This is a genomic window from Isoptericola sp. NPDC055063 (assembly GCF_053608125.1).
In genome coordinates this window covers 60,888-86,136 of sequence record NZ_JBSGUW010000007.1, presented here as the reverse complement: position 1 = coordinate 86,136, position 25,249 = coordinate 60,888, and the positions used below count along the sequence as shown (strand labels likewise).

The window sequence follows — 25,249 nt, the reverse complement described above, 5'->3', positions numbered from 1 at the left end:
CATGGCCGACAACACCGAGAAGGTGCAGCCGCTCAAGGTCCACCACCTGCGTCCGGCCGAGGGCGCCAAGACCGCGAAGACCCGTGTGGGTCGCGGTGAGGCGTCGAAGGGCAAGACGGCGGGTCGCGGTACCAAGGGCACGAAGGCTCGCTACCAGGTTCCCGCACGCTTCGAGGGTGGGCAGATGCCTCTGCACATGCGCCTCCCGAAGCTGCGCGGGTTCAAGAACCCGTTCCGCGTCGAGTACCAGGTCGTCAACCTGGACAAGCTCGCCGCGCTGTACCCCGAGGGTGGCTCCGTCACCGTCGAGGGCCTCGTCGCCAAGGGCGCGGTCCGCAAGGGTCAGCCGGTGAAGGTGCTCGGCACGGGCGAGATCACCGTCAAGCTGGACGTCACGGTCGACCGCGTCTCCGGCTCCGCCAAGGACAAGATCCTGGCGGCCGGCGGCACGGTCTCCGAGGACTGACATCCGCTCACAGGGCCGGCGGCGCACACGCGCTGCCGGCCCTGTGTGCTCTCGGCGTGCGCGGCCGCGAGGCCGCCGGGGCGGCGTGTGGTCTGGATCACTCGTCCCGGGCACGTAGAATCCGTCACGGTCCGCGCCGCGCACCCGCTCAGGGTGCCGACGAGGTCGGGGGCTCCCCGGCCGGACCATGACCGAGTCGGCGTGACGGCGACGTGGCCCCCGGGCCGCGGCGTCGGGAGTTCGCGCCACACCTCGCCGGTCCCCGGCGACACGACAACCCGCCGCGGCGGGCCAGGAGGATAGGTGCTCAGCGCATTCGGCCGGGCTTTCCGGACACCGGACCTGCGGCGCAAGCTGCTGTTCACGATCGCGATCATGGCGCTCTTCCGGGTGGGGTCCCTCGTGCCCACACCCGGTGTCGACTACGGCAACGTGCAGCAGTGCGTGGCAGCCCTCGAGGGCAGCACGTCGCTGCTCGGGCTCGTCAACGTCTTCAGCGGCGGCGCGCTGCTGCAGCTCTCGATCTTCGCGCTCGGCATCATGCCGTACATCACCGCGAGCATCATCGTGCAGCTGCTGCGCGTGGTCATCCCTCGCTTCGAGGCCCTGCACAAGGAGGGCCAGTCGGGGCAGTCGAAGCTCACGCAGTACACGCGCTACCTGACCATCGCGCTCGCGATCCTGCAGTCGACGACGATCATCACGACCGCCCGCACGGGGATGCTGTTCCCGGGCTGCGGCGTCGACGTCATCGCCGACGACAGCTTCATGACGGCCACGCTGATGGTCATCACGATGACGGCCGGTACGGGCCTGGTCATGTGGCTGGGCGAGATGATCACCGAGCGCGGCGTCGGCAACGGCATGTCGCTGCTGATCTTCACCTCGATCGCGGCGAACTTCCCGTCCGCCCTGTGGTCGATCGCCGGCGGCTCCAACGGCCCGCTGAACTTCATCGTGATGATCGCGGTGATCGTGATCGTGGTCGGCCTCGTCGTCTTCGTCGAGCAGTCGCAGCGCCGCATCCCGGTGCAGTACGCGAAGCGCATGGTGGGCCGCCGCATGTATGGCGGCACCAGCACCTACATCCCGATCAAGATCAACATGGCCGGCGTCATCCCGGTCATCTTCGCGGCGTCGATCCTCGCGATCCCCGGGCTGCTCGCGCAGTTCGGCGACCAGAGCGCGGGCTGGGTGGTGTGGATCTCCAACAACCTGGTCCAGCAGTCCGACCCGCTGTACATCGTGCTGTACGTGCTGATGGTCATCTTCTTCGCGTTCTTCTACACGTCGATCACGTTCAACCCGGACGAGGTCGCGGACAACATGAAGAAGTACGGCGGCTTCATCCCGGGCATCCGCGCCGGCCGGCCCACGGCCGAGTACCTGGACTACGTGATCACGCGCATCACGTCCGCGGGCTCCATCTACCTCGCGATCGTGGCGCTGATCCCCACGATCGTGCTCGTCGTGCTGGGGGTCACCACGAACATCCCGTTCGGCGGTACCTCGATCCTGATCATCGTCGGTGTGGGTCTCGAGACCGTGAAGCAGATCGACTCCCAGCTCCAGCAGCGTCATTACGAAGGGTTCCTCCGTTGACCGAGACGAACGAAGGCGGCACCACCGGTGCCACGCCGACCACCCGCCGCGAGCTCCACGGCGCCCCCAGCGCCGAGGCGCGGGTGACGCGCCTGGTGATCATGGGGCCGCAGGGCGCGGGCAAGGGCACGCAGGCCGCGCGCCTCGCCGAGCTGTTCGGCATCCCCGCCATCTCGACGGGCGACATCTTCCGCGCCAACATCAAGGGCGGCACGGACCTGGGCAAGCTCGCGCAGGAGTACAGCGCCAAGGGCGAGCTCGTCCCGGACGAGGTCACCGACCAGATGGTGCGCTCCCGCCTCGGCGAGGACGACGTGAAGGCCGGGTTCCTGCTCGACGGCTACCCGCGCAACGCCCACCAGGTCGAGGCGCTCGACGCGATCCTCGCCGACCTGGGCTGGGAGCTGGACGGCGTCATCGAGCTCACCGCCGCGCGCGACGAGCTCCTGGCCCGGATCGCCAAGCGCGCCGAGATCGAGGGCCGCGACGACGACACCCCGGACGCCATCGCGCGCCGCCTCGACATCTACGACGAGCAGACGGCGCCCCTCACGGCGGCCTACTCGGAGCGCGGGCTGCTGGCCCAGGTGGACGGCATCGGCGAGGTCTCCGAGGTCACCGAGCGCATCGTCCAGGCGCTGGCCGCCGAGCTCGGCTGAGGTCCCACCCGCCATGATCTTCGGTTCGCGCGAGCGCGTCGAGCTCAAGACGCTCGAGCAGGTGCGCGTCATGCGGCGCGCCGGCCTGGTCGTCGCGTCGGCGCTGGACGCCGTGCGCGCGGCCGCCCGGCCCGGCATGACGACGGCCGACCTCGACGAGGTCGCCGCGCGCGCCATCGCCGACGCGGGGGCCACGCCCTCGTTCCTCGGCTACCAGGGCTACCCGGCGACGATCTGCGTGTCCGTCGGCGACGAGGTCATCCACGGCATCCCGGGTGCGCGCGTCCTGGAGGTCGGGGACGTCGTCTCGGTCGACTGCGGCGCGATCGTGGACGGCTGGCACGGCGACTCCGCGCTGAGCCTGGTGCTCGGCCCGGACGGCGCCCTCGACGTCGACGCCCCGGCGGACGCCGCCGGGGTCGACGCCGCCGACCTCGACCTGGTCCGCGCCACGCGGACCGCGATGTGGGCCGGGATCGCCGCCCTGGCGGGCGGCAAGAAGCTCAACGACGTCGGGACGGCGGTCGAGACCGCCGTCGAGCTGGCGGGCGGGGCCTCGGGCGTGGAGTACGGCATCGTCGAGGACTACGTCGGGCATGGCATCGGCACCGCGATGCACCAGCCGCCGGACATCGTGAACTTCCGCACCTCGGACCGCGGGCCGCGGCTCCGCCCGGGCATGTGCCTGGCGGTGGAGCCGATGGTGACGCGGGGGAGCGGGGCGACGCGCGTGCTCGAGGACGACTGGACGGTCGTGACCGAGGACGGCTCGCGGGCCGCGCACTGGGAGCACACCGTCGCCCTCCTGGAGGACGGCATCAGCGTCCTGACCGCGGTCGACGGGGGCCGGGCCGGCCTCGCGCCGTTCGAGGTCGAGCCCGTGAGCCTCGAGGTGTGACCCACCACCCTGTGACCCACCACCTCCCGGACCGCGTTCGCAGCCACTGGTGCGATCAGGTACGATGTTCTGTCGGGTGTAGTCCGTTCGGCAGTTCCTCGATGCAGCCCCTCACTCTGGCGCTGCAGACCAGCATCGCACCGGCGTGAACGTCGGTCGGTCGGGACGAGGGTGAGCAGGCGGCACGCACGACATCCGGACCTCCGTCACGTTGCTGACGGGCGCCCGGGGCCAGACGAGAGTTAGCGGAGGACATGGCAAAGAAGGACGGCGTCATCGAGATCGAGGGCAGCGTGGTCGAGGCCCTGCCGAACGCGATGTTCCGTGTGGAGCTCGCGAACGGCCACAAGGTCCTCGCGCACATCTCGGGCAAGATGCGTCAGCACTACATCCGGATCCTCCCGGAGGACCGTGTCGTGGTCGAGCTCAGCCCGTACGACCTGTCCCGCGGTCGGATCGTCTACCGCTACAAGTAACCACCACCCCATCGAGCGCCGTCTGGGGCGCCGGCACCTGCCGGCGCGCGTGCGGCGGCGGAGGAACACAGATGAAGGTCAAGCCGAGCGTCAAGAAGATCTGCGACAAGTGCAAGGTGATCCGCCGGCACGGTCGCGTCATGGTGATCTGCGAGAACCTGCGCCACAAGCAGCGCCAGGGCTGATCGCAGCCACCCGCTGACGGCACGCGCTCGCCGTCGGCAACAGCGCACCACCACGAACCTCGACCCTCTCCCGGAGCGAAGCTCCCGGGACACGGGCGAGGGGAACCCTCGGTCCAGGGGCCGGGGCCCGCAGTCTGCGGGAGGGCGGTGCGGCAGACCTCTGGACGAAGTACAGGAGCCGGAAGGCACATGGCACGTCTGATCGGCGTCGACCTCCCCCGCGAGAAGCGGCTCGAGGTTGCGCTCACGTACATCTACGGCGTCGGCCGTACCCGCGCCCAGCAGACGCTGGCCGCGACCGGGATCAACCCGGACCTGCGGGTCAAGGACCTCGGTGACGACCAGCTCGTCGCCCTGCGCGACTACCTGGAGGGCAACTTCCAGCTCGAGGGCGACCTGCGCCGCGAGGTCGCCGCCGACATCCGCCGCAAGGTCGAGATCGGCACCTACCAGGGCCTGCGCCACCGCCGCGGCCTCCCGGTGCGCGGTCAGCGCACCAAGACCAACGCGCGTACCCGCAAGGGTCCGAAGCGCACCGTGGCGGGCAAGAAGAAGGCCCGCTGATAGCAGTCCGTGGTGCGGTCGGCTCCCCGAGCTGAACCGCCCCGGTCCGATCAGACCAGGAGATCAGAGAACACATGCCTCCCAAGACTCGTGCCACGGCCGCGCGCAAGCCGCGCCGCAAGGACAAGAAGAACGTCCCGCTCGGCCAGGCGCACATCAAGAGCACCTTCAACAACACGATCGTCTCGATCACGGACCCGTCGGGCGCCGTGATCTCGTGGGCGTCCGCCGGCCACGTCGGCTTCAAGGGCTCCCGCAAGTCCACGCCGTACGCCGCGCAGCTCGCCGCCGAGTCGGCCGCCCGCCGCGCCCAGGAGCACGGCGTCAAGAAGGTCGACGTCTTCGTCAAGGGCCCGGGTTCCGGTCGTGAGACCGCCATCCGCTCCCTGCAGGCGACCGGCCTCGAGGTCGGCTCGATCCAGGACGTGACGCCCCAGGCGCACAACGGCTGCCGCCCCCCGAAGCGTCGCCGCGTCTGACTTTCCCGACGTCGTCGAGGCCCGGGGCCGAGTGATCGGCCCCGGGCCCCGTACGACGCCGCAGCCTGCCCGGGCGGGTGGACCGAGTCCCGCCCCGGGGCCGCGAGCTCTCGCGGATCCGTGATGCGTCATATGGCGGACGCACACTGAAAGGACCTGACCGTGCTGATCGCACAGCGCCCCTCCCTGACCGAAGAGGTCATCTCGGAGTACCGTTCGCGCTTCTCCATCGAGCCGCTCGAGCCTGGCTTCGGCTACACGCTCGGCAACTCCCTGCGCCGGACCCTCCTGTCGTCCATCCCGGGCGCGGCCGTCACCTCCATCCGCATCGACGGGGTGCTCCACGAGTTCTCCACCGTGCCGGGTGTGAAGGAGGACGTCACCGAGATCATCCTCAACATCAAGAACCTCGTCGTCTCCTCGGAGAACGACGAGCCCGTCGTGATGTACCTGCGCAAGACGGGCGCGGGCGTGGTCACCGCCGCGGACATCGTCCCGCCGGCGGGCGTCGAGGTGCACAACCCCGACCTGCACGTCGCCACGCTCAACGACAAGGGCAAGCTCGAGATCGAGCTCACCGTCGAGCGCGGCCGTGGCTACGTGTCCGCCGCGCAGAACAAGAACGACGAGGCCGAGATCGGTCGGATCCCCGTCGACTCGATCTACTCGCCGGTCCTCAAGGTCACGTACAAGGTCGAGGCCACCCGTGTCGAGCAGCGCACGGACTTCGACAAGCTGATCGTCGACGTCGAGACGAAGGCCGCGATCGCCCCGCGCGACGCGCTCGCCTCGGCCGGCAAGACGCTCGTCGAGCTCTTCGGTCTCGCCCGCGAGCTGAACGTCGAGGCCGAGGGCATCGAGATCGGCCCGTCGCCGACGGACTCCGCGCTGGCCGCGGACCTGGCGCTGCCGATCGAGGAGCTCAACCTCACGATCCGCTCGTACAACTGCCTCAAGCGCGAGGGCATCCACCAGGTGGGTGAGCTCGTGGCGCGCAGCGAGGCCGACCTGCTCGACATCCGCAACTTCGGTGCGAAGTCCATCAACGAGGTCAAGGAGAAGCTCGCCGAGCTGGGCCTCTCGCTGAAGGACTCGCCGCTCGACTTCGACCCGTCCAGCGCCGCGTACTTCAGCGGTGGGGACGACGAGGCCACGTACACCGACGAGCAGTCGTACTGACGTCTCCGCGCCCGCAGCAGCCCGCTCGACCTGACCGGGCCGCGCGGCGCGGAACCACCCTCAAGGAGAACCAGAAATGCCTACCCCCACCAAGGGTCCGCGGCTCGGTGGCAGCCCGGCTCACGAGCGACTGATCCTCGCGAACCTGTCGACGTCGCTCTTCGAGCACGGCCGCATCACCACCACGGAGACGAAGGCGAAGCGCCTGCGCCCCCTGGCCGAGCGCCTCATCACCTTCGCCAAGCGCGGTGACCTGCACGCCCGTCGCCGGGTGCTGACCGTCGTCCGCGACAAGTCCGTGGTGCACACGCTGTTCACCGAGATCGCCCCGGCCATGGCCGAGCGCAACGGTGGCTACACGCGCATCACCAAGATCGGCAACCGCAAGGGCGACAACGCGCCCATGGCGGTCATCGAGCTCGTCACCGAGCCCGTGAGCCCGAAGCAGGCTGTCGTCAAGGAGGCCACGAAGGCCGCCGAGAAGGCCGCCAAGGCCGACGAGAAGCCCGCCAAGGTCGAGGACGAGGCCGCCGTCGAGGCGACCGACGCCCCCGCCGAGGCCACCGAGGCCCCGGCCGAGGAGTCGAAGGACGCCTGATCCAGGTGCCCTAGCTCTCGCTGAGCGCACGACGCAGCCCCGCGCCACCTCCGGGTGGCGCGGGGCTTCGTCGTCCCCGGGGGACCGGCGTGGCTACGGTGGGGTGATGGGAGCAGCCGGCGTGCCTGTCGTCCTCGTCCACGGCTCGCGGACCTCGCGCACGATGTGGCGGCGCCAGCTCGAGGCCCTCGCCGCCGCGGGCGTCCCGGCCGTCGCGATCGACCTGCCGGGGCACGGCACGCGGCGCGGCGAGCGGTTCACGCTCGACGGCGCGGTCGGTGCGGTGCGGGACGCCGCCGACGCCGTCGGGGGGCGGGCGCTCGTCGTCGGGCTCTCCCTCGGCGGGTACGTCGCGATCGAGCACCGTGCGCGCCACCCCGAGCAGAGCGCCGGCCTCCTGGCGGCGTCGTGCAGCACCGTCACGTCGTCGCAGGTCCGCCCGGCGTGGCTGTCGCTGGCCCGGTGGATCGAGCGCTGGCCCGACAGCGGGGCGGGCCTCAACGGCTCCCTCGTCCGTCTCGCCCTCGACGCGGAGAGCGCGCAGGACATGGCGGCGGGCGGCTTCGCGCTCGAGGTCATGAGCGACGTGCTGCGCGAGCTGGCCCCGGTGGACTCCCTGGCCGCGTTGGCCGCGACGGACAGCCCGGTCTGGGTCGTCAACGGCCGCTACGACCACTTCCGGACGCAGGAACGGGCGTTCGTCGCGGCAGCGCGGGCGGGCGGGGCCCCCGTGCGCCTGGTCGTCGTGCCGCACGCACGGCACCTCGTGAGCCTCGACGCGCCCGTGGCGTTCTCCCGGGCGGTGCTGGAGGCGGCGGGGGAGGCCGCTCGCGCGTCAGGCGGGCGGGAGGTCCCAGGCGCGGGCGCCCCCGACGAGGGCCGCGGAGTTCGGGACGACGACGACGTCGTCGCCCAGGCGGTCCAGGGCGGTGGGCGTGATGCGCCGGGAGTTGCCGCCGCCGAGGTAGAGCCGGTCCCAACGGAACACCGGGCGTAGCCCGTCGACCATCGTGACGACGCGGCGCGACCACAGGCCGTCGCCGAGGCGCCGGCGCTCCGGCTCGCCGATGTACTGGTCGTAGGTCGCGCCCCGGCGGAACGGCGCGTGCGACCACTCGAGGTGCGGGGCGAGGCGGCCGCCGTCGAACAGCGCGGACCCGAGCCCGGTGCCGAGCGTGAGCACGAGCTCCACCCCCGACCCCGCCACGACACCCGCGCCGTGCACCTCGGCGTCGTTGAGCACCAGCGCGGGCATCCCGAGGCGGCGCGCGAGGGCGCCGCGGACGTCGAAGCTGGCCCAGGCCTCCACGAGCTCGGGCAGCACCCGCGACCGGGGCCCGGACCGGGTGATGTAGTGCGGGGTGTGCACGACGACGCCGTGCCGGATCATGCCGGGCATCCCGAGCGTCAGCCGGTGCGCCGTCGGCAGCCGCCCGGCGATGTCCGCGACGGTCTCCAGCAGCAGCTGCGGGGGCAGGGGGTAGGGCGTGGGCACGCGCACCGGGGCGGCGTGCCCCGTGCCCGCGGAGTCGAGCACGGCGGCCTTGATGCCCCCGCCACCGCAGTCGACGGCGAGGGTGAGCACGTCGGCGGGGGTGCCGTCGGGACGGGGTCCGGGGGTGTGCGCCGGGGCGCTTGAGTCGACCATCACCGGACATCATCCGGCCACAATGGGTCGGTGAGCACGCCGACACCTCCCGACGACACCCTGCGGGTGCGCCTCGACCTCGCCTACGACGGCACCCGCTTCGCCGGCTGGGCCGCCCAGCCGCGCCTGCGGACCGTGCAGGGGACGCTTGAGGACGCCCTCGCGACCATCCTGCGCACGGAGCCGCTCGGCCTGCCCCGGCCGCGCCTGACCGTCGCGGGCCGGACGGACGCGGGCGTGCACGCGCGCGGGCAGGTCGCGCACGTCGACCTCCCGCGGGAGCGCTGGGAGGAGATGCCGGGCCGCTCCGACCGGGAGCCCGGTGTCGCCCTCGCGGACCGCCTCGCGGGCGTCCTGCCGCCCGACGTCGTCGTGCACCGCGCCGCCCCCGCCCCTGACGGCTTCGACGCGCGCTTCTCCGCGCTGCACCGCCGCTACGCCTACCGCGTGGCGGACCGCCCGGCCCTGCGCGACCCGCTGCGCCGGGACTGGGTGCTGTGGCACCGGCGACCGCTGGACGTCGAGGCGATGCACCGGGCCATGCAGCCGCTCGTCGGCCTGCACGACTTCGCGTCCTTCTGCAAGCCCCGCGAGGGCGCGACGACGATCCGCGAGCTCACCGAGCTGTCGTGGGACCGGCCGACCGACGGCCCGGACGCGGGCCTGGCGGTCGCGACGGTGCAGGCGGACGCGTTCTGCCACTCGATGGTGCGGGCGCTGGTCGGCATGTCCCTGGCCGTGGGGGAGGGGCGACGGCCCGTCGGCGACCCCGCGGCGGTCCTGGCGGGCCGGTCGCGGTCCGCCGCCGCGGGCGTCGTCGCGGCGCGCGGGCTCGTGCTGGAGCGCGTCGCCTACCCGGAGGACGACGAGCTCGCCTCCCGTGCCGAGAGGGTCCGTGCGCGGCGGGACCCGGGCGAGGTCGACGGGGCCGACGAGCCCGGAGGACCCGGGGCTTCCTGACGCCTCGGGCTCAGGGCTCCTCGACCCAGTGCACGGCGGCCTCCTCCGCGCTGGCTCCCGCGCCGTCGATCCCGGCGTCCTCGCCGTAGAGGTCGTTGTCCCGGCCGCCGTCCTCGCCCGGGTCCGCGTCGCGGTCCTCGGTCAGCCGGCCGGCGCGGGTGGTGTCCGGGCGGTCGAGGGGGTCGGCCTCCCAGTAGTCCGGCTGCTCCTCGGCCAGGCGCCGGTCCAGGGGCTCGCCCGCGGACTCCTCCCACGCCGTCTCGCCCCAGTGGTTCGACCGGGAGCGCTCGAGCGGCGAGTACCCCTCGTCGAGGACGTCGTCGAGGTCGGGGTCCTCGAGGGTGTCCTCGTTGGAGAGCTGGTCCTCGTCGCCCTCGGCCCCCGTCTCGGGGTCCGGGGCCGTGCCCGGTGTCGCGTCGGTCATGGGCACCACGGTGCCCCGGGCCGGGGAGCCCCGCATCCCCGGCGGGCGTGACCGGCGTCGCTTTGACCCTGGCACCGCGCGGCCGCTAAACTGGCTCGTCGTTGTGCTATGCCTCCGGCGTCCCGCGTCGTCAGCGCGCCCACTCGCACCGACGATGCCCCGGCCAGGACGCCACCGGAGCACCCGCGCACAACAACCTGACTCATCGGGCGCTGCTTCTCGCCCGACGACACCGAACACGAAAAGGTGACGCAACCGTGCGTACGTACACCCCCAAGCCCGGCGACGTCCAGCGCGACTGGTACGTCGTCGACGCGACCGACGTCGTCCTCGGCCGCCTGGCGAGCCAGGTCGCCACCCTCCTGCGCGGGAAGCACAAGCCGACCTTCGCCCCGCACGTCGACGGTGGTGACTTCGTCATCATCATCAACGCGGACAAGGTCGCCCTGAGCGGCAACAAGCGGGAGACCAAGCTGGCCTACCGCCACTCCGGCTACCCGGGCGGGCTCCGCTCGGTCAACTACGGCGAGCTTCTCGAGAAGAACCCCGAGCGGGCCGTGGAGAAGGCCGTGCGCGGCATGCTCCCGAAGACGTCCCTCGGTCGTGACCAGCTGGGCAAGCTGAAGGTCTACCGCGGCGCGGAGCACCCGCACGCGGCGCAGCAGCCCAAGCCGTTCGAGATCACCCAGGTTTCGCAGCAGGCCTGAGCCGCTGCCGGATGCAAAGCGAAGGATTCACTGTGGCCGAGACCACCGTCGACACCGAGCTGGACGAGAACACGCCCAGCACCTACACCTCTGAGTCCGCCGCGCCCGTCGCGGACGGCGGCCAGTCCATCACCGCTCCCGGCGCCGCTGTCGGTCGCCGCAAGGAGGCCGTGGCGCGCGTGCGCCTCGTCCCCGGCACCGGGTCGTGGAAGATCAACGGTCGCACCCTCGAGGACTACTTCCCGAACAAGGTGCACCAGCAGCTCGTCAACTCGCCGCTGAAGCTGGTCGAGGTCGAGGGCCGCTTCGACGTCATCGTCCGCATCTCCGGTGGTGGCCCCTCGGGCCAGGCCGGTGCGGTGCGCCTGGGCATCGCCCGCGCGCTCAACGCGATCGACTCCGAGGCGAACCGCCCCGCGCTGAAGAAGGCCGGCTACCTCACGCGTGACCCGCGTGCGGTCGAGTCCAAGAAGGCCGGTCTCAAGAAGGCCCGCAAGGCGCCGCAGTACTCGAAGCGCTGATCGAGCGCTCCTGTCGACAGGAGCGTCAGCGCAAGGACGGCCCCGTCGGAACTCTCCGGCGGGGCCGTCCGCACGTCCGGCTACGATCGGTGCGGCGTCCGGACGTGGACGCCGTGGGCGCCAGAGCGGAGCTCCCGCCGCGCCCGGAGGAGGAGACATCGTGCGACTGTTCGGCACCGACGGGGTCCGTGGCCTCGCCAACAGGGACGTCACCGCCGACCTGGCCCTCGGGCTCGGGAGCGCGGCGGCGCACGTCCTCGGCACGTCCGGGGACTTCGCGGGGCACCGCCCGCGCGCCGTCGTGGGTCGCGACCCGCGGGCGTCGGGGGAGTTCCTGTCCGCCGCGGTGGGTGCCGGCCTCGCCAGCTCCGGCGTGGACGTGGTCAACCTCGGCGTGCTGCCCACGCCCGCCCTCGCGCACCTCGTCGGGGCGATGGACATGGACCTCGGCGTGATGATCTCGGCGTCGCACAACGCCATGCCCGACAACGGCATCAAGTTCTTCGCCCGCGGCGGCCACAAGCTGGCCGACCATGTCGAGGACGAGATCGAGGCACGCCTCGGCCAGGAGTGGGACCGCCCGATCGGCGCCGACGTCGGGCGCATGCGCTCCGACAGCGGCAGCGCGGCGGAGCAGTACGTGGAGCACCTCGTCGCGAGCATCGGCACGACGCCCGACGTGCGCCCCCTGGAGGGTCTGCGCATCGCCGTCGACGCGGCCAACGGCGCCGCGAGCCAGGTAGGCCCCGAGGCGCTGCGCGAGGCCGGCGCGGACGTCGTCGTCATCAACGCCAGCCCCGACGGGCGCAACATCAACGAGAAGGCCGGCTCCACGCACCCCGAGCAGCTGCAGGCCGTGGTCGTGGCCGCGGAGGCCGACTTCGGTGTCGCGTTCGACGGCGACGCGGACCGCTGCCTCGCGGTCGACCACGGCGGCGTGCTCGTCGACGGCGACCAGATCCTCGGCATCCTCGCCCGCGCGCTCAAGGACGAGGGCCGCCTGCCCTCGGACACCCTCGTCGTCACGGTGATGAGCAACCTGGGCCTGCTGCTCGCGATGCGCGACGCCGGCATCGCCACCGTCCAGACGGGCGTGGGCGACCGGTACGTGCTCGAGGAGATGCGCGCGCACGGCTACGGCCTCGGCGGCGAGCAGTCCGGCCACATCATCCTGGCCGACCACGCCACGACCGGCGACGGCGTCCTCACCGCCCTGCACCTGGCGGCCCGCGTGAAGGCGACCGGGCGTCGCCTGGCCGACCTCGCCGGGGACGTCCCGCGGCTGCCGCAGACCCTCGTCAACGTCAAGGGCGTGGACAAGGCGCGCGCCGCCGAGGACGAGGGCGTGCGTGCCGCGGTCGAGAGCGCCGAGACCCTGCTCGGCGAGACCGGCCGCGTGCTGCTGCGCCCGTCGGGCACCGAGCCGCTCGTGCGGGTGATGGTCGAGGCCGCCAGCCAGAAGCAGGCCGACGGCGTGGCGGACACGCTCGCCGCCGTCGTGCGCGACCGCCTGGCGCTGTGACGGACCCGGTGACCGGCCCGGCGACCGGCCCGTCCGGTCCCGCCCACGGCGGGTCGGTCGACGAGGCGCTGCGCGCCGCCGTCGTCGACCTGCTGGACCGGGCCGACGCGGCCGCGGGCGGGCCGGGCACCGGCATCCTCCCGATCGTGCAGGCCGGCGCGCCCGTGCTGCGCGCCGTCGCCGCCCCGTACACGGGGCAGCTCGGCGACGTGCTGCCGCGCCTCGTCGAGGCGATGCGGCGCACCATGCACGCCGCGCCCGGCGTCGGGCTCGCCGCCCCGCAGATCGGCCTCGGCCTGGCGATCGCCGTCGTCGAGGACGCGGGGGCCGCGGCCGACGACCCGCGCGAGCGGACGCCGCTGCCGTTCCGCGTGCTCGTCGACCCGTGGTACGAGCCCGTGCCCGGCCCGGACGGCGAGCCGGAGCGCGCGGCGTTCCACGAGGGGTGCCTGTCGGTGCACGGCTGGCAGGCCGTCGTCGCGCGGTACCGCAGCGTGCGCCTCACCGGCCGCGACGAGACCGGCGCACCGATCGACGAGGTCCTGACGGGCTGGCCGGCGCGCATCGCGCAGCACGAGACCGACCACCTGGCGGGCGAGCTCTACCTGGACCGCGCGCGGCTGCGCACGCTGACGTCGAACGAGAACCTCGTGCGCTACGGGGCGGTCGCGGACCCGGGGTTCGTGGACCAGGGGTGAACATTCCGCGCTCAGGGTGGAACCGGGGGAATTCCCTATGCAGCCGGTGCCCTGGTTCTGCCTAGGCTGGGACCTGTGACGCCACCCGGCGTCGTGCGACCGCCGGAGCCTTCCTCCCGGCCGACGAACCGAGGACCGACCTGGTGAACCTGTCGACGATGCTGGCGCAGCTGGAGGGCTGGGTCCTCGACCTGGGCGCGTCGCTGTGGATCTACCCGGCCATGTACGTCTTCGCGACGATCGACGGGTTCTTCCCGCCGATCCCCAGCGAGTCGGTGGTCATCACCCTCACGGTCCTGGCGCACACCGAGGGCGTGCCGTGGCTCCCCGGCGTGCTCGCGCTCGCCATCGCCGGCGCGTGGACGGGCGACCAGATCGCCTACCAGATCGGCCGCTCCGTCGGCACCGAGCGCTTCGCCTTCCTGCGCTCCGCGCGCGGCCGCAAGGCCGTCGAGTGGGCGCGGCACGCGCTCGACCACCGCGGCGCGTCGTTCATCCTCGCCGCCCGCTACGTGCCCATCGGCCGCGTCGCCGTCAACATGACCGCCGGCGCCGTGGGCTACCCGCGCCGTCGGTTCATGATCTACTCCGGGATCGCCGCCGTCACGTGGGGCATCTACTCGATGCTCATCGGGCTGGCCGCCGCGTCGTGGCTCGGCCACAACCCGCTGCTCGCGATGGTGGCCGGGGTGGTCGCCGGCATCGTGCTCGGCATCGTCGTGGACCAGGTGGTGCAGCGCGTCGCCGGCCCCGCGAAGGTCGTGCCGGTGCCCGCCGACGAGGACGACGACGCCGAGGCCGAGCCGACCAGCCGCGCCGCCTGACGGTCCGGCGTCGGCGGCGGCGCGTCAGAGCTTGCGCAGCCGCACCCGCTGCACCGAGTGGTCCGACCCCTTCGTCAGCACCAGCGTGGCCCGCCCGCGCGTCGGCAGCACGTTGTGCTCCAGGTTCGGCGCGTTGATCGACTCCCAGATGGACAGGGCCCGCTCCGTCGCCTCCGAGTCCGACAGGTCCGCGTAGCGCCGGAAGTAGGACTCCGGCTTGCTGAACGCCGTCCTGCGCAGCTGCAGGAAGCGCTCCACGTACCACTGGCGGATGTTGCGGGTGCGGGCGTCGACGTAGATCGAGAAGTCGAAGAAGTCGCTCACCGCGACCGTCGACTCGTCGACGGCCGACGGGCGCGCCGGCTGCAGCACGTTCAGCCCCTCCACGATGAGGACGTCGGGCTTGCGGACCACGACCTCCTCGCCCGGCACGATGTCGTACACGACGTGCGAGTACACGGGGGCGCGCACCTCGGCCTGCCCCGCCTTGACGCGGGACAGGAAGCGGATGAGCGCCCGCCGGTCGTAGGACTCCGGGAAGCCCTTGCGGTCCATGATCCCGCGGCGCTGCAGCTCCGCGTTCGGGTACAGGAAGCCGTCCGTCGTCACCAGCTCGACGTGCGGGGTGTCCGGCCAGCGCGCCATCATCTCGCGCAGGATGCGCGCCGTCGTCGACTTGCCGACCGCCACCGAGCCCGCGACGCCGATGACGTACGGCGTGCGGGGCGGCTCCTCGTGCAGGAACGTCGAGGTGGCGCGGTGCAGCCCGGCGCTCGCGGCGACGTACAGGTTCAGCAGCCGCGACAGGGGCCGGAACACGGCGTCCACCTCGGCGAGGTCGATCGGGTCGCCGAGGCCGCGCAGCCGTTCGACGTCGGCGTCGGTCAGCGGGAGCGGGGTCGACGCCGACAGGCGGCTCCACGCCGCGCGATCGAGGTCGACGTACGGCGACGCCGGCGCGAGCCGGGTCAGGTGCTCGCCCAGCGGCTGCGGTGCGGTGCCGGGTGCGGTGTCGGAGGACTGCGGTGCCACCTGCACGATTCTGCCCGAGTCACCGGTTCGTCCCGCAACTCGGGCGGTCGACCGGTACGCCGACCGGGCCCGCCGGCGCCCGTCGTCCCTAGGGTGGGGGCGTGGAACTCACGGAGCTGGGCGACGAGGTCGAGATCATCTCGCGGGTGTACGAGCGCCGGTTCGGCATCGCGCGCACCGACGACTGGCTCGTGCTGAAGCTGCACGAGGAGGTCGGCGAGCTCACGCAGGCCTACCTCGCCCGCTCGGGCCGGTCGCGGGACCGCGGCGAGCGCGACGGCGAGGTCGACGCGGCGTTCCGGGCGGAGCTCGCCGACGTGCTGGCGCAGCTGCTGCTCGTCGCCCGCCGGTTCGACGTCGACCTCGAGGCGGAGGTGGAGCGCAAGTGGTTCCGCTGGCGCCACCTCGTGGAGCCGCAGGACGAGGCGGGCGTCCGGGCGCCGGGCTGAGCGGCACCGACGTCGGCCGCGACGGACCTAGGCTGGGCGCATGATCATCGGCGTGGGCATCGACGTGGTGGACGTCGCCCGGTTCATGGCGACCGTCGAGCGGGTGCCGCGCCTGCGGGAGAAGCTCTTCACCGAGGCGGAGCGCGACCTCCCCGCGTCGTCCCTGGCGGCGCGGTTCGCTGCGAAGGAGGCCATCGCCAAGGCGCTGGGCGCCCCCGGCGACCTGCACTGGCACGACGCCACCGTGCACCGCGTGATCGGGGGGCCGCCCGAGGTCGAGCTGCGCGGCACCGTGCAGGCGCGGGCCGACGAGCTCGGCGTGAAGGCCTGGCACCTGTCCATCTCTCACGACGCCGGCATCGCCTCCGCCATGGTGGTGGCGGAGGGCTGACGACGGTCAGGCGACGGACCGCCACCAGTCGAGGGTGACCGGCAGCGCGGTGAGCACGCTGACGTGGCCGGCGCGGGGGCGCAACCACAGCTCCGCCGCGGGCAGCGCCTCGACGAGCAGGTCGGCGTGGTGGCGGGGCACCACGCGGTCGGCGCCGCCCTGCACGACCAGGGTCGGGGCCGCGACGTCGGCCAGCGCCACGCCCCACGACTGCACGAACGCGAGGTCGTCGTCGACCTGCCCGCCGGGCCAGGCCTCCCCGGACCGCGACGCGTCGGCGCCGAGGGACGCCCACGTCCCCGCGAGCGTCGCGTAGTCGTCGGCGGTGAAGCTCGACTCGTCGAACTCGGCCGTCTCGGCGTGCCGCTCGCGGGCGGCGGGGCCCTCGAGCGCCGCGCGCAGGCCGCCGTCGTCGGCGATGCCGGCGAACCAGCGCTCGTCGGCGCCGCGCCCGGGGTACGGCGCGACCCCCGCGAGGGTGATCGCGCCGGACACCAGGTCCGGCCGGAGCGCGGCGAGGGCCAGGGCGTGCGGCCCGCCGCCTGAGGCGCCCACCGCGACGCACCGGGTCACGCCGAGGGCGCCCAGGGCGTGCGCCACGTCCGCCGCGGCCAGGGCCACGGTGCGCCCGGGACGGCGGGTGGACCCTCCGTACCCGGCGCGCGCCACGGAGACCACCCGCAGCCCGCGCGCACGGGCGGCGGACACGACCGGTGCGAGCAGCTCGCCCGACTGGGGCGACCCGTGGTGCCAGACGACGGCGTCGGCGGACGACGGACCGTCGTCGTACGCGACCAGCCGCCGACCGTCCGGGAGGTCGAGCTCGTGCCGTGAGCCCACCGCTCAGTCCTGCAGCTCGGGGATGACCTGCCGCTGGAACAGCTCGATCCCGTCGCGGTCGGCCGCAGCGTTCGGGAAGTACGTGATCGCGTACGTCATACCGCGGGCCTTGAGGTCCGTCAGCTTCTCGACGATCTGCTCGGGCGTCCCGACGAGCGGGCCGTTGCGCCAGCTCGCGATCTCGCCCTCGCCGCGCTCCCCGGGGGCGTACTTGCGGAAGTGGGACTCGATCCAGGCGAACCGGTCGTCGATCTCGGCCTGGTTCTCCCCGATGACCACGTTGTAGTCGGCCGAGCGGGTGATCTCGCCGAAGTCGCGGCCCAGGTCGCGGCAGTGCTGCTCCAGCACCGACGACTTGTGCGTGAAGCCCTCGGGCGAGCCGTCGAAGTTGGTGTACTGCGCGAACCGCGCCGCGATCCGCAGGGTCTTCTTCTCGCCGCCGCCCGCGACCCACACCGGGATGGACGGCACCTCGGCACCGCCCTCGCCCACGGCGAGCCGCTGCAAGGGCTGCGGGTAGCAGAGCGCGCCGTCCACCTGGTACGTCTCGCCGTCGAACCTTCCGGACGACCCGGTGCGCCACATCTGCGTGATGATCTGCAGGCCCTCGTCCAGGGCGCGCAGCCGCTCGCCCGCGCGGGGGAAGCCGTAGCCGTACGCCCGCCACTCGTGCTCGTACCAGCCGGCCCCGATGCCCAGCTGGGCCCGGCCGCCGGAGATCGCGTCCACCGTGGAGGCGACCTTCGCCAGATACGCGGGGTTCCGGTACGACATGCACGTGCACATCTGCCCCAGCTTCACCCGCTGGGACGCGGCCGCGAACGCCGCCATGAGCGTCCACGCCTCGTGCGTCGCCTCGGTGCTGGGGACCGGGACGGTGTGAAAATGGTCGTACACCCAGACCGAGTCCCAGGCCCACGGGCCGCCCGGGATCGGCTCCCCGGCCGCGGCGTTGTCGGCGTAGTGGAGGAGAGACAGCATCGTCTCCCAGTGCTGCTCCGGGGGGACGTCGGTGAGCGAGTGGCGCCAGCCCTGCGGGATGAAGAGTCCGAATCGCATGGCCCCGAGCCTATGCCTCGACCTGCGGCAACGCTGCGGGGCTCGGCGACGCGCGGCAGGATGCGTCTCATGATCTCCGCCTGGCCCGCCGCCGCCGTCCGTGCCGCCGAGGAGCCGCTGCTGGCGGCGGGGGTCCCGCTGATGGAGCGGGCGTCGTTCGCGCTGGCGACGCAGGTCGTGCAGGACGTGGCGGCGCGCCGCGGTCCGGTGCGCGGCGCGCGGGTCGTGCTGCTGGTGGGCGCCGGGAACAACGGCGGGGACGCGCTGCACGCGGGGGCGGTGCTGGCGCGGCGCGGGCTGGCGGTCACGGCGGTGCTGGTGGCCGAGCGGTTCCACGCGGGCGGGCATGCGGCGCTGGAGCGGGCCGGCGGCCGCGTCGTCGAGCTGTTCGCCGACCCCGGGCGCCTGGGCGCCATGGCCGACGAGGCCGCGCGCGCCGACGTCGTCCTCGACGGCCTGGTGGGCATCGGCGCCAGCGGCCCCCTGCGAGGCCTCGCCGCCGACGTCGTGGGGGCGCTCGTGGCGGTGGCCGGCAGCGGGCCCGGACGGCCGTGGGTGGTGGCGGTCGACGTGCCGTCGGGCGTCGGGGTGGGCGACGGTGCGGTGACGGGCCCGGTGCTCGCGGCGGACCGGACCGTGACGTTCGGCGCCGCGAAGCCCGGGCTGCTGCTGCCGCCGGGGGCCGCGCTCGCGGGGGAGGTCAGCGTGGTCGACCTCGGCCTGAGCCTGCCGGGTGAACCCGCGGTCCGCCGCCTCGAGCCGGGGGACGTCGCGCGGTCGTGGCCGGTGCCGGGACCCGCCGACCACAAGTACACGCGGGGCGTCGTCGGCGTGGTGGCGGGGACCGCCACCTACCCCGGGGCCGCCGTCCTCGCCACGAGCGCCGCGGTGCGGGCGGGCGCGGGCATGGTGCGCTACCGCGGGTCGGGGCCGGTGTCCGGGCGCGTGCTGACCGCGCGCCCCGAGGTCGTCACGGCGCCCGGGAGGGTGCAGGCGTGGGTGGTCGGGCCGGGCGTGCCGGGCGGGCCGGAGGCAGCCCACGAGGGCGAGGACACCGGCCAGGACGACGGGCAGCACGAGCGCGGACGGGCGGGGCTCGCGGCGGCCGCCGGCCGCCTCGCCGGGACCGCGGGCGGGCCGGTGCCCGCCGTCGTCGACGCCGGGGGCCTGGGCCTGCTGGACGACGTCGCGCCGCCGTGGTTCGTGCTCACCCCGCACGCGGGCGAGCTGACGTCGCTGCTGCGCTCCCGAGGCGAGGACGTGCGGCGCGCCGACGTCGAGGCCGAGCCGCTGCGCTGGGCCCGCCGGGCCCACGAGCTGACCGGCGCGACGGTGCTCCTCAAGGGCGGGGTGACGGTGGTCGTCGGGCACGGCGTCGCCTACGCGCAGGCGGACGGCCCGGCGTGGCTCGCGACCGCGGGAGCGGGCGACGTCCTCGCGGGCGTGCTCGGCGCGATGCTTGCTGCCCGGTCCGCCGAGGTGGTCGAGCGCCCGGCGCTCGCGGCCGAGGTGGCCGCCGCCGCGGCGCTCGTGCACGGGCGCGCCGCGCACCGCGCGAACCCCGGCGGCCCGGTGGCCGCCCTCGACGTCGCCGACGCCGTCCCCGCCGAGATCGCGGCGCTGCTCGCCGCCCGGTGAGCCGGCCACGTGCCTGCCGCTACGCTGCGCCCCGATGACGACGAACCAGAACGCCGTACGGGTGCTGCGCTCCGACGACCCCGAGGCCGCCCGCCTGCTCGACGCCGGCGCACGCGTGGTGTCCGAGTCGTGGGGCGCGCGCCTCACCGTCACCGCGGAGGTACTCGCCACCTGCTGCACGGCCGTCGAGGTCGCCCGGTCGGCAGGCTGGGTGGTCCGCGCCCTCGCGCCGGAGGAGGCCGCGGCGCTCGTCGCGCTCGATGCCACGGCCGCCGCGGACTACCCGGTGACGGCGGCGACCTCCCACGACGTGCCCGACGCCGCGGCGCTCGCGGCCGCGCTCGCGGCCGGGGAGCGGTGGGCGTTCGGGGCGTTCGCCGCGGACGGGCGCCTGGACGCCGCGACGGTGCTGTACCCGGAGGGCGACCGGGTCGACATCGACCTCACGGTGACGCGTGCGGCCGCTCGACGCCGCGGGTTGGCGACCGCCGTCAAGGGCGCCGCCGTCCTGGCGCTCGCCGAGGCCGGGCACACCCTGTTCGGCACCGGCGGCGCCGGGGACAACGTGGGCTCGCGCCGTGCCAACGAGGCGCTGGGCTACGTGGTCACCGAGCGCTGGTTGCACCTGCGGGTGCCCACCGCGGGGACGACGCCGGGGGGACGGCCACTCACCGCGTGGTGAACGCGCCCCCGTTCACGTGCAGGGTCTGTCCCGTCACGTGGCGGCCGCCCGGGGAGGCGAGGTAGGCCACGAGCGCGGCGACGTCGTCCGGGCGGCCCGGACGTCGGTCGTGCGCCGCGGCGACGAGGGAGTCCCGCCGCTCGGGCGTGAGCCGGCTCTTGAAGTAGCCCGTGTCCTCGACGTAGCCGGGCGCCACGCAGTTCGCCGTGATGCCGCGCGGGCCCACCTCGGCGGACAGGCCCGCGGTCCACGCCTGGACGGCGGCCTTGGCGACGCCGTACGACGTGCCGGCGTACTCCGCGCCGATCGAACCCACGGTGACGACGGCACCGCCGGACGGCATCTCGCGGAGCACCGCGGTCACGACGAGCACCGTCGACAGCAGGTTGGCGTCGAGGTTCGCCCGCCACGCCGCGGCGGTCTCCGCGAGCGACGGGTCGCGACCTGCGGGGGCGTCGAAGTCGGTGTTGCCGCCGGACAGGGCCACGAGCACGTCGACGGGCCGGCCGATCTCCGCCACCAGTCGCTCGACGTCCACGGGGTCTGCGGGGTCGCAGCGGACCCCGCGCGCCCCGATGTCGTCGGCGGCGTCCGCCAGCGGGCCCGGCCGACGGCCGGACAGGACGACGTCGTCTCCCGCGGCGGCGAAGGTCCGTGCCACGGCGCGGCCGATGCCACCTGTGCCTCCGGTGACGAGGATGGTGCGGTGCATGGTTCTCTCCCGTATGTTTAGACCTAAACGTCAACCCTACAGGAGGACCCATGGCCGTTCCCGACGGGAGCTCCCCGGAACCCGGCCCGCTGGACGACGTCGCCTCGCTCGCGTCCGCCCGGATCGCCGAGGCGTGGGAGCGGGAGCTGCCCGGGGTCCCGACGTCGTCGATCGGTGTCATCACCCCGCTGTGGCGCGTCGCGAAGCTGCTCGCCGACGAGCGTCGACGCACCCTCGCCCGGCTCGGGGTCGACACGGCCACGCTGGACCTGCTGAGCACGCTGCGGCGTGCCGGCGATCCCTGGACGCTCACCACGAGGGAGCTCGCCGCGCGCTGCCTCGTCACGGCGGGGGCGATCTCCCAGCGGGTGGCCCGGGCCGAGGCCGCCGGCCTGGTGGCCCGGTCGTCGTCGTCCACCGGGCCGCGCGCGGTCGCCGTCACGCTGACGGGCGCCGGGCACGCGACGGTGGAGCGGGTCGTGCGAGAGCTGCTCGACCACGAGGAGCGGCTGCTCGACGTGCTGAGCCACGCGGACCAGGCCCGCGTGGCCGACGCGCTCGAGACCCTGCTCGCGTCGCTCCCGAGGGCCGCCGCGGAGGGCCCGGCGGGCGACTAGCGGGGCAGCGCCTTCTCGATGAGGGCGACGATCTCCGGGGCGTCGGGCACGGTCTGCGGGGAGAAGCGGTGCACGTCGGCGCCCGGCAGCACGAGGAACTTCTCGAAGTTCCAGCGGATCCGTCCGTCGTGCCCGCCGGCGTCGGGCATCTTCTTCAGCTCGGCGTACAGCGGGTGCGCGTGCCGCCCGTTGACCCGGATCTTGGAGAGCACGGGGAAGGTGACCCCGTAGGTGGTGGAGCAGAACTCGGCGATCTTCTCGTCGGTGGACAGCTCCTGCAGGAACTGGTTGGACGGGAAGCCGATCACGGTGAACCCGCGGTCGGCGTACGTCTTCTGCAGCCGCTCCAGCGCCTCGTACTGCGGGGTGAGCCCGCACCGCGAGGCGACGTTGACCACCAGCACGACGTCGTCGCGGTGCTCCGCGAGCGTGGTCGTCGTGCCGTCCATGCGCTCGAACGGGATGTCGTAGAGGCTCATACGGCCCATCATGCCGCGCGCGACAATGGTCCGGTGCCCCCCGGATCGCGCGAGGACCGCCCGCGCAAGCACGTCCCGCCCCTGCCCGTGCGCGACGGCCTCAACCCCACGCGCCTGGTGCTGCCCCACGACGCGGCCAGCGTCGCCCGGTACGCGACGGCGGCGCAGTACCTGCTGGAGCGGTTCGGCCATGACGCGGGCGACGCCGCGCGCCTGCGGGAGAAGCTCGCCGCGGGCGAGGTGGTGACGGGCGCAGGCGCCGTCGTCGACGACGCCACGCCGTACGACCCGCGCGGTTTCCTCTACCTCTACCGCGACCCGCCCGCCGACGAGCCCGAGGTCCCGGCGCTCGCGGAGCTCGAGGTGCTGCACCGCGACGACGACCTGCTGGTGGTGGACAAGCCGCACCTCGTCGCGACGATGCCGCGCGGCCGGTGGGTGACGCGCACCGTGCTGGTGCACCTGCGCGCCACCCTCGACCTGCCCGAGCTGGTGCCCGCGCACCGGCTCGACCGGCCCACCGCCGGCGTGCTCGTGCTCACCGTGCGTCCCGAGGCGCGCGGCCCGTACCAGACGGCGTTCCAGGACCGCGCCGTGCGCAAGGTGTACGAGGCGGTCGCCGCCCTGCCCGCGCCGGGCAGCGAGCTCGACGTCCACGGCACGACGACGGTCCGCTCGCGCATCGTCAAGCATCGCGGCGTGGTGCGGGCCCGTCAGGAGCCGGGGGAGCCGAACGCGGAGTCGCGGGTGACGCTCGTCGCGCGCGACGCCGCGCGCGGCCTCGGGCTGTACCGACTGGAGCCGCGCACCGGCAAGACGCACCAGCTGCGCCTGCACATGGCGTCCCTGGGGCTGCCGCTGCTGCACGACACGTTCTGGCCCCGGCTGCGCGAGGACGCGCCCGACGACCCGGCGCGCCCGCTGCAGCTGCTCTCGCGCTCGCTGGCGTTCGTCGACCCCCTCAGCGGCGAGCGGCGCGCGTTCCGCTCCCGGCGACGGCTCGCGGAATGGCCCGCGGAGCTGCCCGGGGACGTCGGCGACGACGGGACCCCGGGCGGGCGGTGAGAGAATCGGTGACCGTGAGCACCGAGGTCCCCTCCGAGGTCCCGACCGCCCCCACGGGCGCTGCCGCCGCCGACCTGCCCTTCCCCGACGACTCCCTCGCCCGCGCCGTCGTCGACCTGTCCGCCGTGCGCGACAACGTCCGCGCGCTGGCCGGGCACGCGCCGACCGCCGCGGTGATGGCCGTGGTCAAGGCGGACGGCTACGGGCACGGGATGCTGCCGGTGGCGCGGGCCGCGCTCACGGGCGGGGCCACGTGGCTCGGCACCGCCGTGCCCGCCGAGGCGCTCGCGCTGCGCGCCGGCGGGATCACCCCCGCCGACGCCCGGGTGCTCACCTGGCTCGCGACGCCCGGCGCGCCGTTCGACCGGCTGGTCGCCGCGGGCGTGGACGTGGGCGTCGCGGCGCCCTGGGCGCTCGCCGAGGTGGCCGCCGGGGCACGCGCCGCGGGCGAGACCGCGCGGGTGCACCTCAAGGTCGACACGGGCCTCGGGCGCAGCGGGATCACGCCCGCGGACCTGCCGGACGTCGTGCGGCGCGCGGCCGCGCTGGAGGCCGAGGGCGTGCTGCGCGTCGTCGGGGTGATGTCCCACCTGGCGTGCGCGGACGAGCCGGGCCACCCGTCGATCGCGCTGCAGGCCGCGGCCTTCGACGACGCCGTGCGGCGCGTCGAGCGCGCCGGGCTGAGCCTGGAGGTGCGGCACCTGGCGAACTCGGCGGCCGTGCTCACCGACCCGCGCCTGCACCACGACCTCGTGCGGCCCGGCATCGCCGTCTACGGGCACTCGCCGGTGCCGCAGCTCGGCGCGCCGGGCGACTACGGGCTGCGGGGCGCGATGACGCTGCAGGCACGACTCGCCACGGTCAAGGACGTGCCGGCCGGCCACGGCGTGTCGTACGGGCATCACTACACGACGCCGCGGGCCACCCGCCTCGGCGTCGTGCCCCTGGGCTACGCGGACGGCATCCAGCGGCACGCGTCGGGCGGGGACCTCGGCGTCGGCGGGCCGGTGGCCGTCGGCGGGGGCGGCCCCGCGGGGACGGGGGACGCTCGGGTGCTGCGGGTAGCGGGCCGGGTCTGCATGGACCAGTTCGTCCTCGACCTCGGCCCGGGCGCGCCGGAGCGCGCGGGGGACGTCGTGACGCTGTTCGGGGAGTCGGACGGCGTCGAGCGCGGCGTCGTCGGCGGTATCACGCGGCCGAACGCCGAGGACTGGGCCCGCGCCGCGGGCACCATCAGCTACGAGATCGTCACGGGCATCGGGGCGCGCGCCGCGCGCGTGTACACGGGCCTCGACACCCCGACCAGGAAGGAAGTGCAGCGGTGAGCGACGTCGTCGTGCGGACGGAGACGGACCTGCCGGACGCGGAGGCCACCCGCGCGCTCGGGGCGGCCCTGGCGGACGTGCTCCGGGCGGGGGACCTGGTGATCCTCACGGGGGACCTGGGGGCGGGAAAGACGACGCTCACGCAGGGCCTGGGGGCTGCGCTGGGCGTGCGGGGCCAGGTGGCGTCGCCCACGTTCATCGTGGCGCGCGAGCACCCGCCGCTGCCGCGGGAGGACGGCTCGCGCGGGCCCGCCCTCGTGCACGTGGACGCCTACCGCCTCGGCAGCCTCGGCGAGCTGGACGCCCTCGACCTCGACTCCTCGCTCGAGGAGTCGGTGACGGTCGTCGAGTGGGGCCGCGGTCTGGCCGAGGCGCTCACCGAGGACCGCCTGGAGATCGACCTGGAGCGTCCGCGCGGGCAGGCCGGCGACGTTCCGGACCCGGCGGACGACGACACCGACCCGGGCGCCGGTACCCGGCACGCCACCCTGCGGGGCGTCGGCGCGCGCTGGTCCGGCGTCGACCTGGCCGCCCTCGCCGCGCGCTGACC

The 25,249-nt window shown here is 74.1% G+C and carries 31 protein-coding genes and 1 pseudogene; 25 read left to right on the top strand and 7 right to left on the bottom strand.

Annotation, left to right across the window (positions count from 1 at the left end):
• Window position 1 precedes the first annotated feature (1 nt).
• The 11 genes and pseudogenes from rplO to ACWF41_RS10205 form a co-directional block, all read left to right on the top strand.
• Window positions 2-466 (top strand): 50S ribosomal protein L15, encoded by a 465-nt coding sequence (gene rplO, locus ACWF41_RS10255; protein ID WP_380321652.1) that lies wholly within the window; start codon window positions 2-4, stop codon window positions 464-466.
• 303 nt (window positions 467-769) lie between these two features.
• Window positions 770-2,068, top strand: a complete 1,299-nt coding sequence (secY, locus tag ACWF41_RS10250; RefSeq protein ID WP_380321655.1) for a preprotein translocase subunit SecY — start codon at window positions 770-772, stop codon at window positions 2,066-2,068.
• Between the two features lie 101 nt (window positions 2,069-2,169).
• Window positions 2,170-2,727, top strand: coding sequence for an adenylate kinase (locus ACWF41_RS10245; RefSeq protein ID WP_380321667.1), 558 nt, complete (start codon window positions 2,170-2,172; stop codon window positions 2,725-2,727).
• A gap of 13 nt (window positions 2,728-2,740) precedes the next feature.
• A complete protein-coding gene (gene map / locus ACWF41_RS10240; protein ID WP_380321658.1) occupies window positions 2,741-3,625 on the top strand; it encodes a type I methionyl aminopeptidase in 885 nt (294 codons plus the stop codon).
• A 254-nt stretch (window positions 3,626-3,879) separates the two neighbouring features.
• A complete protein-coding gene (gene infA, locus ACWF41_RS10235; protein ID WP_012867920.1) occupies window positions 3,880-4,101 on the top strand; it encodes a translation initiation factor IF-1 in 222 nt (73 codons plus the stop codon).
• 71 nt (window positions 4,102-4,172) lie between these two features.
• On the top strand, window positions 4,173-4,286 hold the full coding sequence (rpmJ, locus tag ACWF41_RS10230) for a 50S ribosomal protein L36 (protein WP_009740505.1): 114 nt from the start codon (window positions 4,173-4,175) through the stop codon (window positions 4,284-4,286).
• 189 nt (window positions 4,287-4,475) lie between these two features.
• Window positions 4,476-4,850, top strand: a complete 375-nt coding sequence (gene rpsM / locus ACWF41_RS10225) for a 30S ribosomal protein S13 (protein ID WP_380321661.1) — start codon at window positions 4,476-4,478, stop codon at window positions 4,848-4,850.
• 74 nt (window positions 4,851-4,924) lie between these two features.
• Window positions 4,925-5,329: a 30S ribosomal protein S11 gene (gene rpsK / locus ACWF41_RS10220; RefSeq protein ID WP_380321664.1), complete on the top strand. Its 405-nt coding sequence runs from the start codon at window positions 4,925-4,927 to the stop codon at window positions 5,327-5,329.
• A 162-nt stretch (window positions 5,330-5,491) separates the two neighbouring features.
• Window positions 5,492-6,508: a DNA-directed RNA polymerase subunit alpha gene (locus ACWF41_RS10215; RefSeq protein ID WP_380243303.1), complete on the top strand. Its 1,017-nt coding sequence runs from the start codon at window positions 5,492-5,494 to the stop codon at window positions 6,506-6,508.
• A 76-nt stretch (window positions 6,509-6,584) separates the two neighbouring features.
• Window positions 6,585-7,106: a 50S ribosomal protein L17 gene (gene rplQ / locus ACWF41_RS10210; protein WP_380327141.1), complete on the top strand. Its 522-nt coding sequence runs from the start codon at window positions 6,585-6,587 to the stop codon at window positions 7,104-7,106.
• Window positions 7,107-7,212: 106 nt separating this feature from the next.
• Window positions 7,213-7,845 (top strand): annotated as a pseudogene (locus ACWF41_RS10205) (alpha/beta fold hydrolase); the annotation flags it as partial.
• 96 nt (window positions 7,846-7,941) lie between these two features.
• Here the strand turns inward: ACWF41_RS10205 and ACWF41_RS10200 are convergent.
• Window positions 7,942-8,754 carry an ROK family protein gene (locus ACWF41_RS10200; RefSeq protein WP_380319340.1) on the bottom strand — a complete coding sequence of 271 codons (813 nt, stop codon included), beginning with the start codon at window positions 8,752-8,754 and terminating at the stop codon, window positions 7,942-7,944.
• Window positions 8,755-8,784: 30 nt separating this feature from the next.
• Here ACWF41_RS10200 and truA point away from each other — a divergent pair, with 30 nt between their 5' ends.
• Window positions 8,785-9,714, top strand: coding sequence for a tRNA pseudouridine(38-40) synthase TruA (gene truA, locus ACWF41_RS10195; RefSeq protein WP_380319343.1), 930 nt, complete (start codon window positions 8,785-8,787; stop codon window positions 9,712-9,714).
• A gap of 10 nt (window positions 9,715-9,724) precedes the next feature.
• Here truA and ACWF41_RS10190 read toward each other — a convergent pair whose 3' ends face one another.
• On the bottom strand, window positions 9,725-10,138 hold the full coding sequence (locus ACWF41_RS10190) for a DUF5709 domain-containing protein (RefSeq protein WP_380319346.1): 414 nt from the start codon (window positions 10,136-10,138) through the stop codon (window positions 9,725-9,727).
• Window positions 10,139-10,395: 257 nt separating this feature from the next.
• On the opposite strand from ACWF41_RS10190, the gene rplM reads away from it, so the two are divergent.
• The 5 genes from rplM (at window position 10,396) to ACWF41_RS10165 (ending at window position 14,410) form a co-directional block, all read left to right on the top strand.
• The gene (gene rplM, locus ACWF41_RS10185) at window positions 10,396-10,845 is read left to right on the top strand and encodes a 50S ribosomal protein L13 (RefSeq protein WP_380319349.1); all 450 of its coding nucleotides are present in this window, start codon (window positions 10,396-10,398) and stop codon (window positions 10,843-10,845) included.
• 32 nt (window positions 10,846-10,877) lie between these two features.
• Window positions 10,878-11,366: a 30S ribosomal protein S9 gene (gene rpsI, locus ACWF41_RS10180; protein WP_380319352.1), complete on the top strand. Its 489-nt coding sequence runs from the start codon at window positions 10,878-10,880 to the stop codon at window positions 11,364-11,366.
• A 157-nt stretch (window positions 11,367-11,523) separates the two neighbouring features.
• Window positions 11,524-12,888, top strand: coding sequence for a phosphoglucosamine mutase (gene glmM, locus ACWF41_RS10175; RefSeq protein WP_380319421.1), 1,365 nt, complete (start codon window positions 11,524-11,526; stop codon window positions 12,886-12,888).
• Window positions 12,885-13,586 (top strand): peptide deformylase, encoded by a 702-nt coding sequence (locus tag ACWF41_RS10170; protein WP_380319355.1) that lies wholly within the window; start codon window positions 12,885-12,887, stop codon window positions 13,584-13,586. The genes glmM and ACWF41_RS10170 overlap by 4 nt, the downstream gene beginning before the upstream one ends.
• 143 nt (window positions 13,587-13,729) lie before the next feature.
• Window positions 13,730-14,410 (top strand): DedA family protein, encoded by a 681-nt coding sequence (locus ACWF41_RS10165; protein WP_380319358.1) that lies wholly within the window; start codon window positions 13,730-13,732, stop codon window positions 14,408-14,410.
• 24 nt (window positions 14,411-14,434) lie between these two features.
• On the opposite strand, the gene coaA is transcribed toward ACWF41_RS10165, so the two are convergent.
• On the bottom strand, window positions 14,435-15,394 hold the full coding sequence (gene coaA / locus ACWF41_RS10160) for a type I pantothenate kinase (protein WP_380319424.1): 960 nt from the start codon (window positions 15,392-15,394) through the stop codon (window positions 14,435-14,437).
• A gap of 149 nt (window positions 15,395-15,543) precedes the next feature.
• Here coaA and ACWF41_RS10155 point away from each other — a divergent pair, with 149 nt between their 5' ends.
• Together ACWF41_RS10155 and ACWF41_RS10150 are read left to right on the top strand one after the other, a co-directional pair.
• Complete coding sequence (locus ACWF41_RS10155; RefSeq protein WP_380319361.1) at window positions 15,544-15,891, top strand: nucleoside triphosphate pyrophosphohydrolase family protein; 348 nt, start codon at window positions 15,544-15,546, stop codon at window positions 15,889-15,891.
• A 40-nt stretch (window positions 15,892-15,931) separates the two neighbouring features.
• Window positions 15,932-16,282, top strand: coding sequence for a holo-ACP synthase (locus ACWF41_RS10150; protein ID WP_380319364.1), 351 nt, complete (start codon window positions 15,932-15,934; stop codon window positions 16,280-16,282).
• Between the two features lie 6 nt (window positions 16,283-16,288).
• Here the strand turns inward: ACWF41_RS10150 and ACWF41_RS10145 are convergent, their stop codons facing one another.
• Window positions 16,289-17,122 (bottom strand): alpha/beta fold hydrolase, encoded by an 834-nt coding sequence (locus ACWF41_RS10145; protein WP_380319367.1) that lies wholly within the window; start codon window positions 17,120-17,122, stop codon window positions 16,289-16,291.
• A gap of 3 nt (window positions 17,123-17,125) precedes the next feature.
• Window positions 17,126-18,181 carry an LLM class F420-dependent oxidoreductase gene (locus tag ACWF41_RS10140; RefSeq protein WP_380319370.1) on the bottom strand — a complete coding sequence of 352 codons (1,056 nt, stop codon included), beginning with the start codon at window positions 18,179-18,181 and terminating at the stop codon, window positions 17,126-17,128.
• 69 nt (window positions 18,182-18,250) lie between these two features.
• Between ACWF41_RS10140 and ACWF41_RS10135 the strand changes: the two genes are divergently transcribed.
• Entirely contained in the window at window positions 18,251-19,819 is a 1,569-nt protein-coding gene (locus ACWF41_RS10135) for a bifunctional ADP-dependent NAD(P)H-hydrate dehydratase/NAD(P)H-hydrate epimerase (RefSeq protein WP_380319373.1), read from the top strand.
• 34 nt (window positions 19,820-19,853) lie between these two features.
• Window positions 19,854-20,501 (top strand): acetyltransferase, encoded by a 648-nt coding sequence (locus ACWF41_RS10130; protein ID WP_380319376.1) that lies wholly within the window; start codon window positions 19,854-19,856, stop codon window positions 20,499-20,501.
• Here ACWF41_RS10130 and ACWF41_RS10125 read toward each other — a convergent pair.
• Window positions 20,488-21,213, bottom strand: coding sequence for an SDR family NAD(P)-dependent oxidoreductase (locus ACWF41_RS10125; protein ID WP_380319379.1), 726 nt, complete (start codon window positions 21,211-21,213; stop codon window positions 20,488-20,490). The two genes, ACWF41_RS10130 and ACWF41_RS10125, sit on opposite strands and share 14 nt — an antisense overlap.
• 50 nt (window positions 21,214-21,263) lie before the next feature.
• On the opposite strand from ACWF41_RS10125, the gene ACWF41_RS10120 reads away from it, so the two are divergent.
• On the top strand, window positions 21,264-21,830 hold the full coding sequence (locus tag ACWF41_RS10120; RefSeq protein ID WP_380319382.1) for a MarR family winged helix-turn-helix transcriptional regulator: 567 nt from the start codon (window positions 21,264-21,266) through the stop codon (window positions 21,828-21,830).
• Here ACWF41_RS10120 and ACWF41_RS10115 read toward each other — a convergent pair.
• Window positions 21,827-22,309 (bottom strand): glutathione peroxidase, encoded by a 483-nt coding sequence (locus tag ACWF41_RS10115; protein ID WP_380319385.1) that lies wholly within the window; start codon window positions 22,307-22,309, stop codon window positions 21,827-21,829. The two genes, ACWF41_RS10120 and ACWF41_RS10115, sit on opposite strands and share 4 nt — an antisense overlap.
• 33 nt (window positions 22,310-22,342) lie before the next feature.
• Here ACWF41_RS10115 and ACWF41_RS10110 point away from each other — a divergent pair, with 33 nt between their 5' ends.
• The 3 genes from ACWF41_RS10110 to tsaE are packed head-to-tail and all read left to right on the top strand — an operon-like array spanning window position 22,343 to window position 25,247.
• Window positions 22,343-23,374 (top strand): pseudouridine synthase, encoded by a 1,032-nt coding sequence (locus ACWF41_RS10110; RefSeq protein ID WP_380319388.1) that lies wholly within the window; start codon window positions 22,343-22,345, stop codon window positions 23,372-23,374.
• A gap of 14 nt (window positions 23,375-23,388) precedes the next feature.
• Window positions 23,389-24,699 (top strand): alanine racemase, encoded by a 1,311-nt coding sequence (gene alr / locus ACWF41_RS10105; RefSeq protein ID WP_380319391.1) that lies wholly within the window; start codon window positions 23,389-23,391, stop codon window positions 24,697-24,699.
• Window positions 24,696-25,247: a tRNA (adenosine(37)-N6)-threonylcarbamoyltransferase complex ATPase subunit type 1 TsaE gene (gene tsaE / locus ACWF41_RS10100; protein WP_380319394.1), complete on the top strand. Its 552-nt coding sequence runs from the start codon at window positions 24,696-24,698 to the stop codon at window positions 25,245-25,247. The genes alr and tsaE overlap by 4 nt, the downstream gene beginning before the upstream one ends.
• Window positions 25,248-25,249 lie beyond the last annotated feature (2 nt).

Bases quoted from the DNA above. Each gene is read 5' to 3' on its own strand.
- rplO (WP_380321652.1), top strand. From the start codon at position 2: ATGGCCGACAACACCGAGAAGGTGCAGCCGCTCAAGGTCCACCACCTG.
- ACWF41_RS10245 (WP_380321667.1), top strand. From the start codon at position 2,170: ATGGGGCCGCAGGGCGCGGGCAAGGGCACGCAGGCCGCGCGCCTCGCC.
- map (WP_380321658.1), top strand. From the start codon at position 2,741: ATGATCTTCGGTTCGCGCGAGCGCGTCGAGCTCAAGACGCTCGAGCAG.
- infA (WP_012867920.1), top strand. From the start codon at position 3,880: ATGGCAAAGAAGGACGGCGTCATCGAGATCGAGGGCAGCGTGGTCGAG.
- rpmJ (WP_009740505.1), top strand. From the start codon at position 4,173: ATGAAGGTCAAGCCGAGCGTCAAGAAGATCTGCGACAAGTGCAAGGTG.
- rpsM (WP_380321661.1), top strand. From the start codon at position 4,476: ATGGCACGTCTGATCGGCGTCGACCTCCCCCGCGAGAAGCGGCTCGAG.
- rpsK (WP_380321664.1), top strand. From the start codon at position 4,925: ATGCCTCCCAAGACTCGTGCCACGGCCGCGCGCAAGCCGCGCCGCAAG.
- rplQ (WP_380327141.1), top strand. From the start codon at position 6,585: ATGCCTACCCCCACCAAGGGTCCGCGGCTCGGTGGCAGCCCGGCTCAC.
- ACWF41_RS10200 (WP_380319340.1), bottom strand. From the start codon at position 8,754: ATGGTCGACTCAAGCGCCCCGGCGCACACCCCCGGACCCCGTCCCGAC.
- ACWF41_RS10190 (WP_380319346.1), bottom strand. From the start codon at position 10,138: ATGACCGACGCGACACCGGGCACGGCCCCGGACCCCGAGACGGGGGCC.
- ACWF41_RS10150 (WP_380319364.1), top strand. From the start codon at position 15,932: ATGATCATCGGCGTGGGCATCGACGTGGTGGACGTCGCCCGGTTCATG.
- ACWF41_RS10140 (WP_380319370.1), bottom strand. From the start codon at position 18,181: ATGCGATTCGGACTCTTCATCCCGCAGGGCTGGCGCCACTCGCTCACC.
- ACWF41_RS10135 (WP_380319373.1), top strand. From the start codon at position 18,251: ATGATCTCCGCCTGGCCCGCCGCCGCCGTCCGTGCCGCCGAGGAGCCG.
- ACWF41_RS10130 (WP_380319376.1), top strand. From the start codon at position 19,854: ATGACGACGAACCAGAACGCCGTACGGGTGCTGCGCTCCGACGACCCC.
- ACWF41_RS10125 (WP_380319379.1), bottom strand. From the start codon at position 21,213: ATGCACCGCACCATCCTCGTCACCGGAGGCACAGGTGGCATCGGCCGC.
- ACWF41_RS10120 (WP_380319382.1), top strand. From the start codon at position 21,264: ATGGCCGTTCCCGACGGGAGCTCCCCGGAACCCGGCCCGCTGGACGAC.
- ACWF41_RS10115 (WP_380319385.1), bottom strand. From the start codon at position 22,309: ATGAGCCTCTACGACATCCCGTTCGAGCGCATGGACGGCACGACGACC.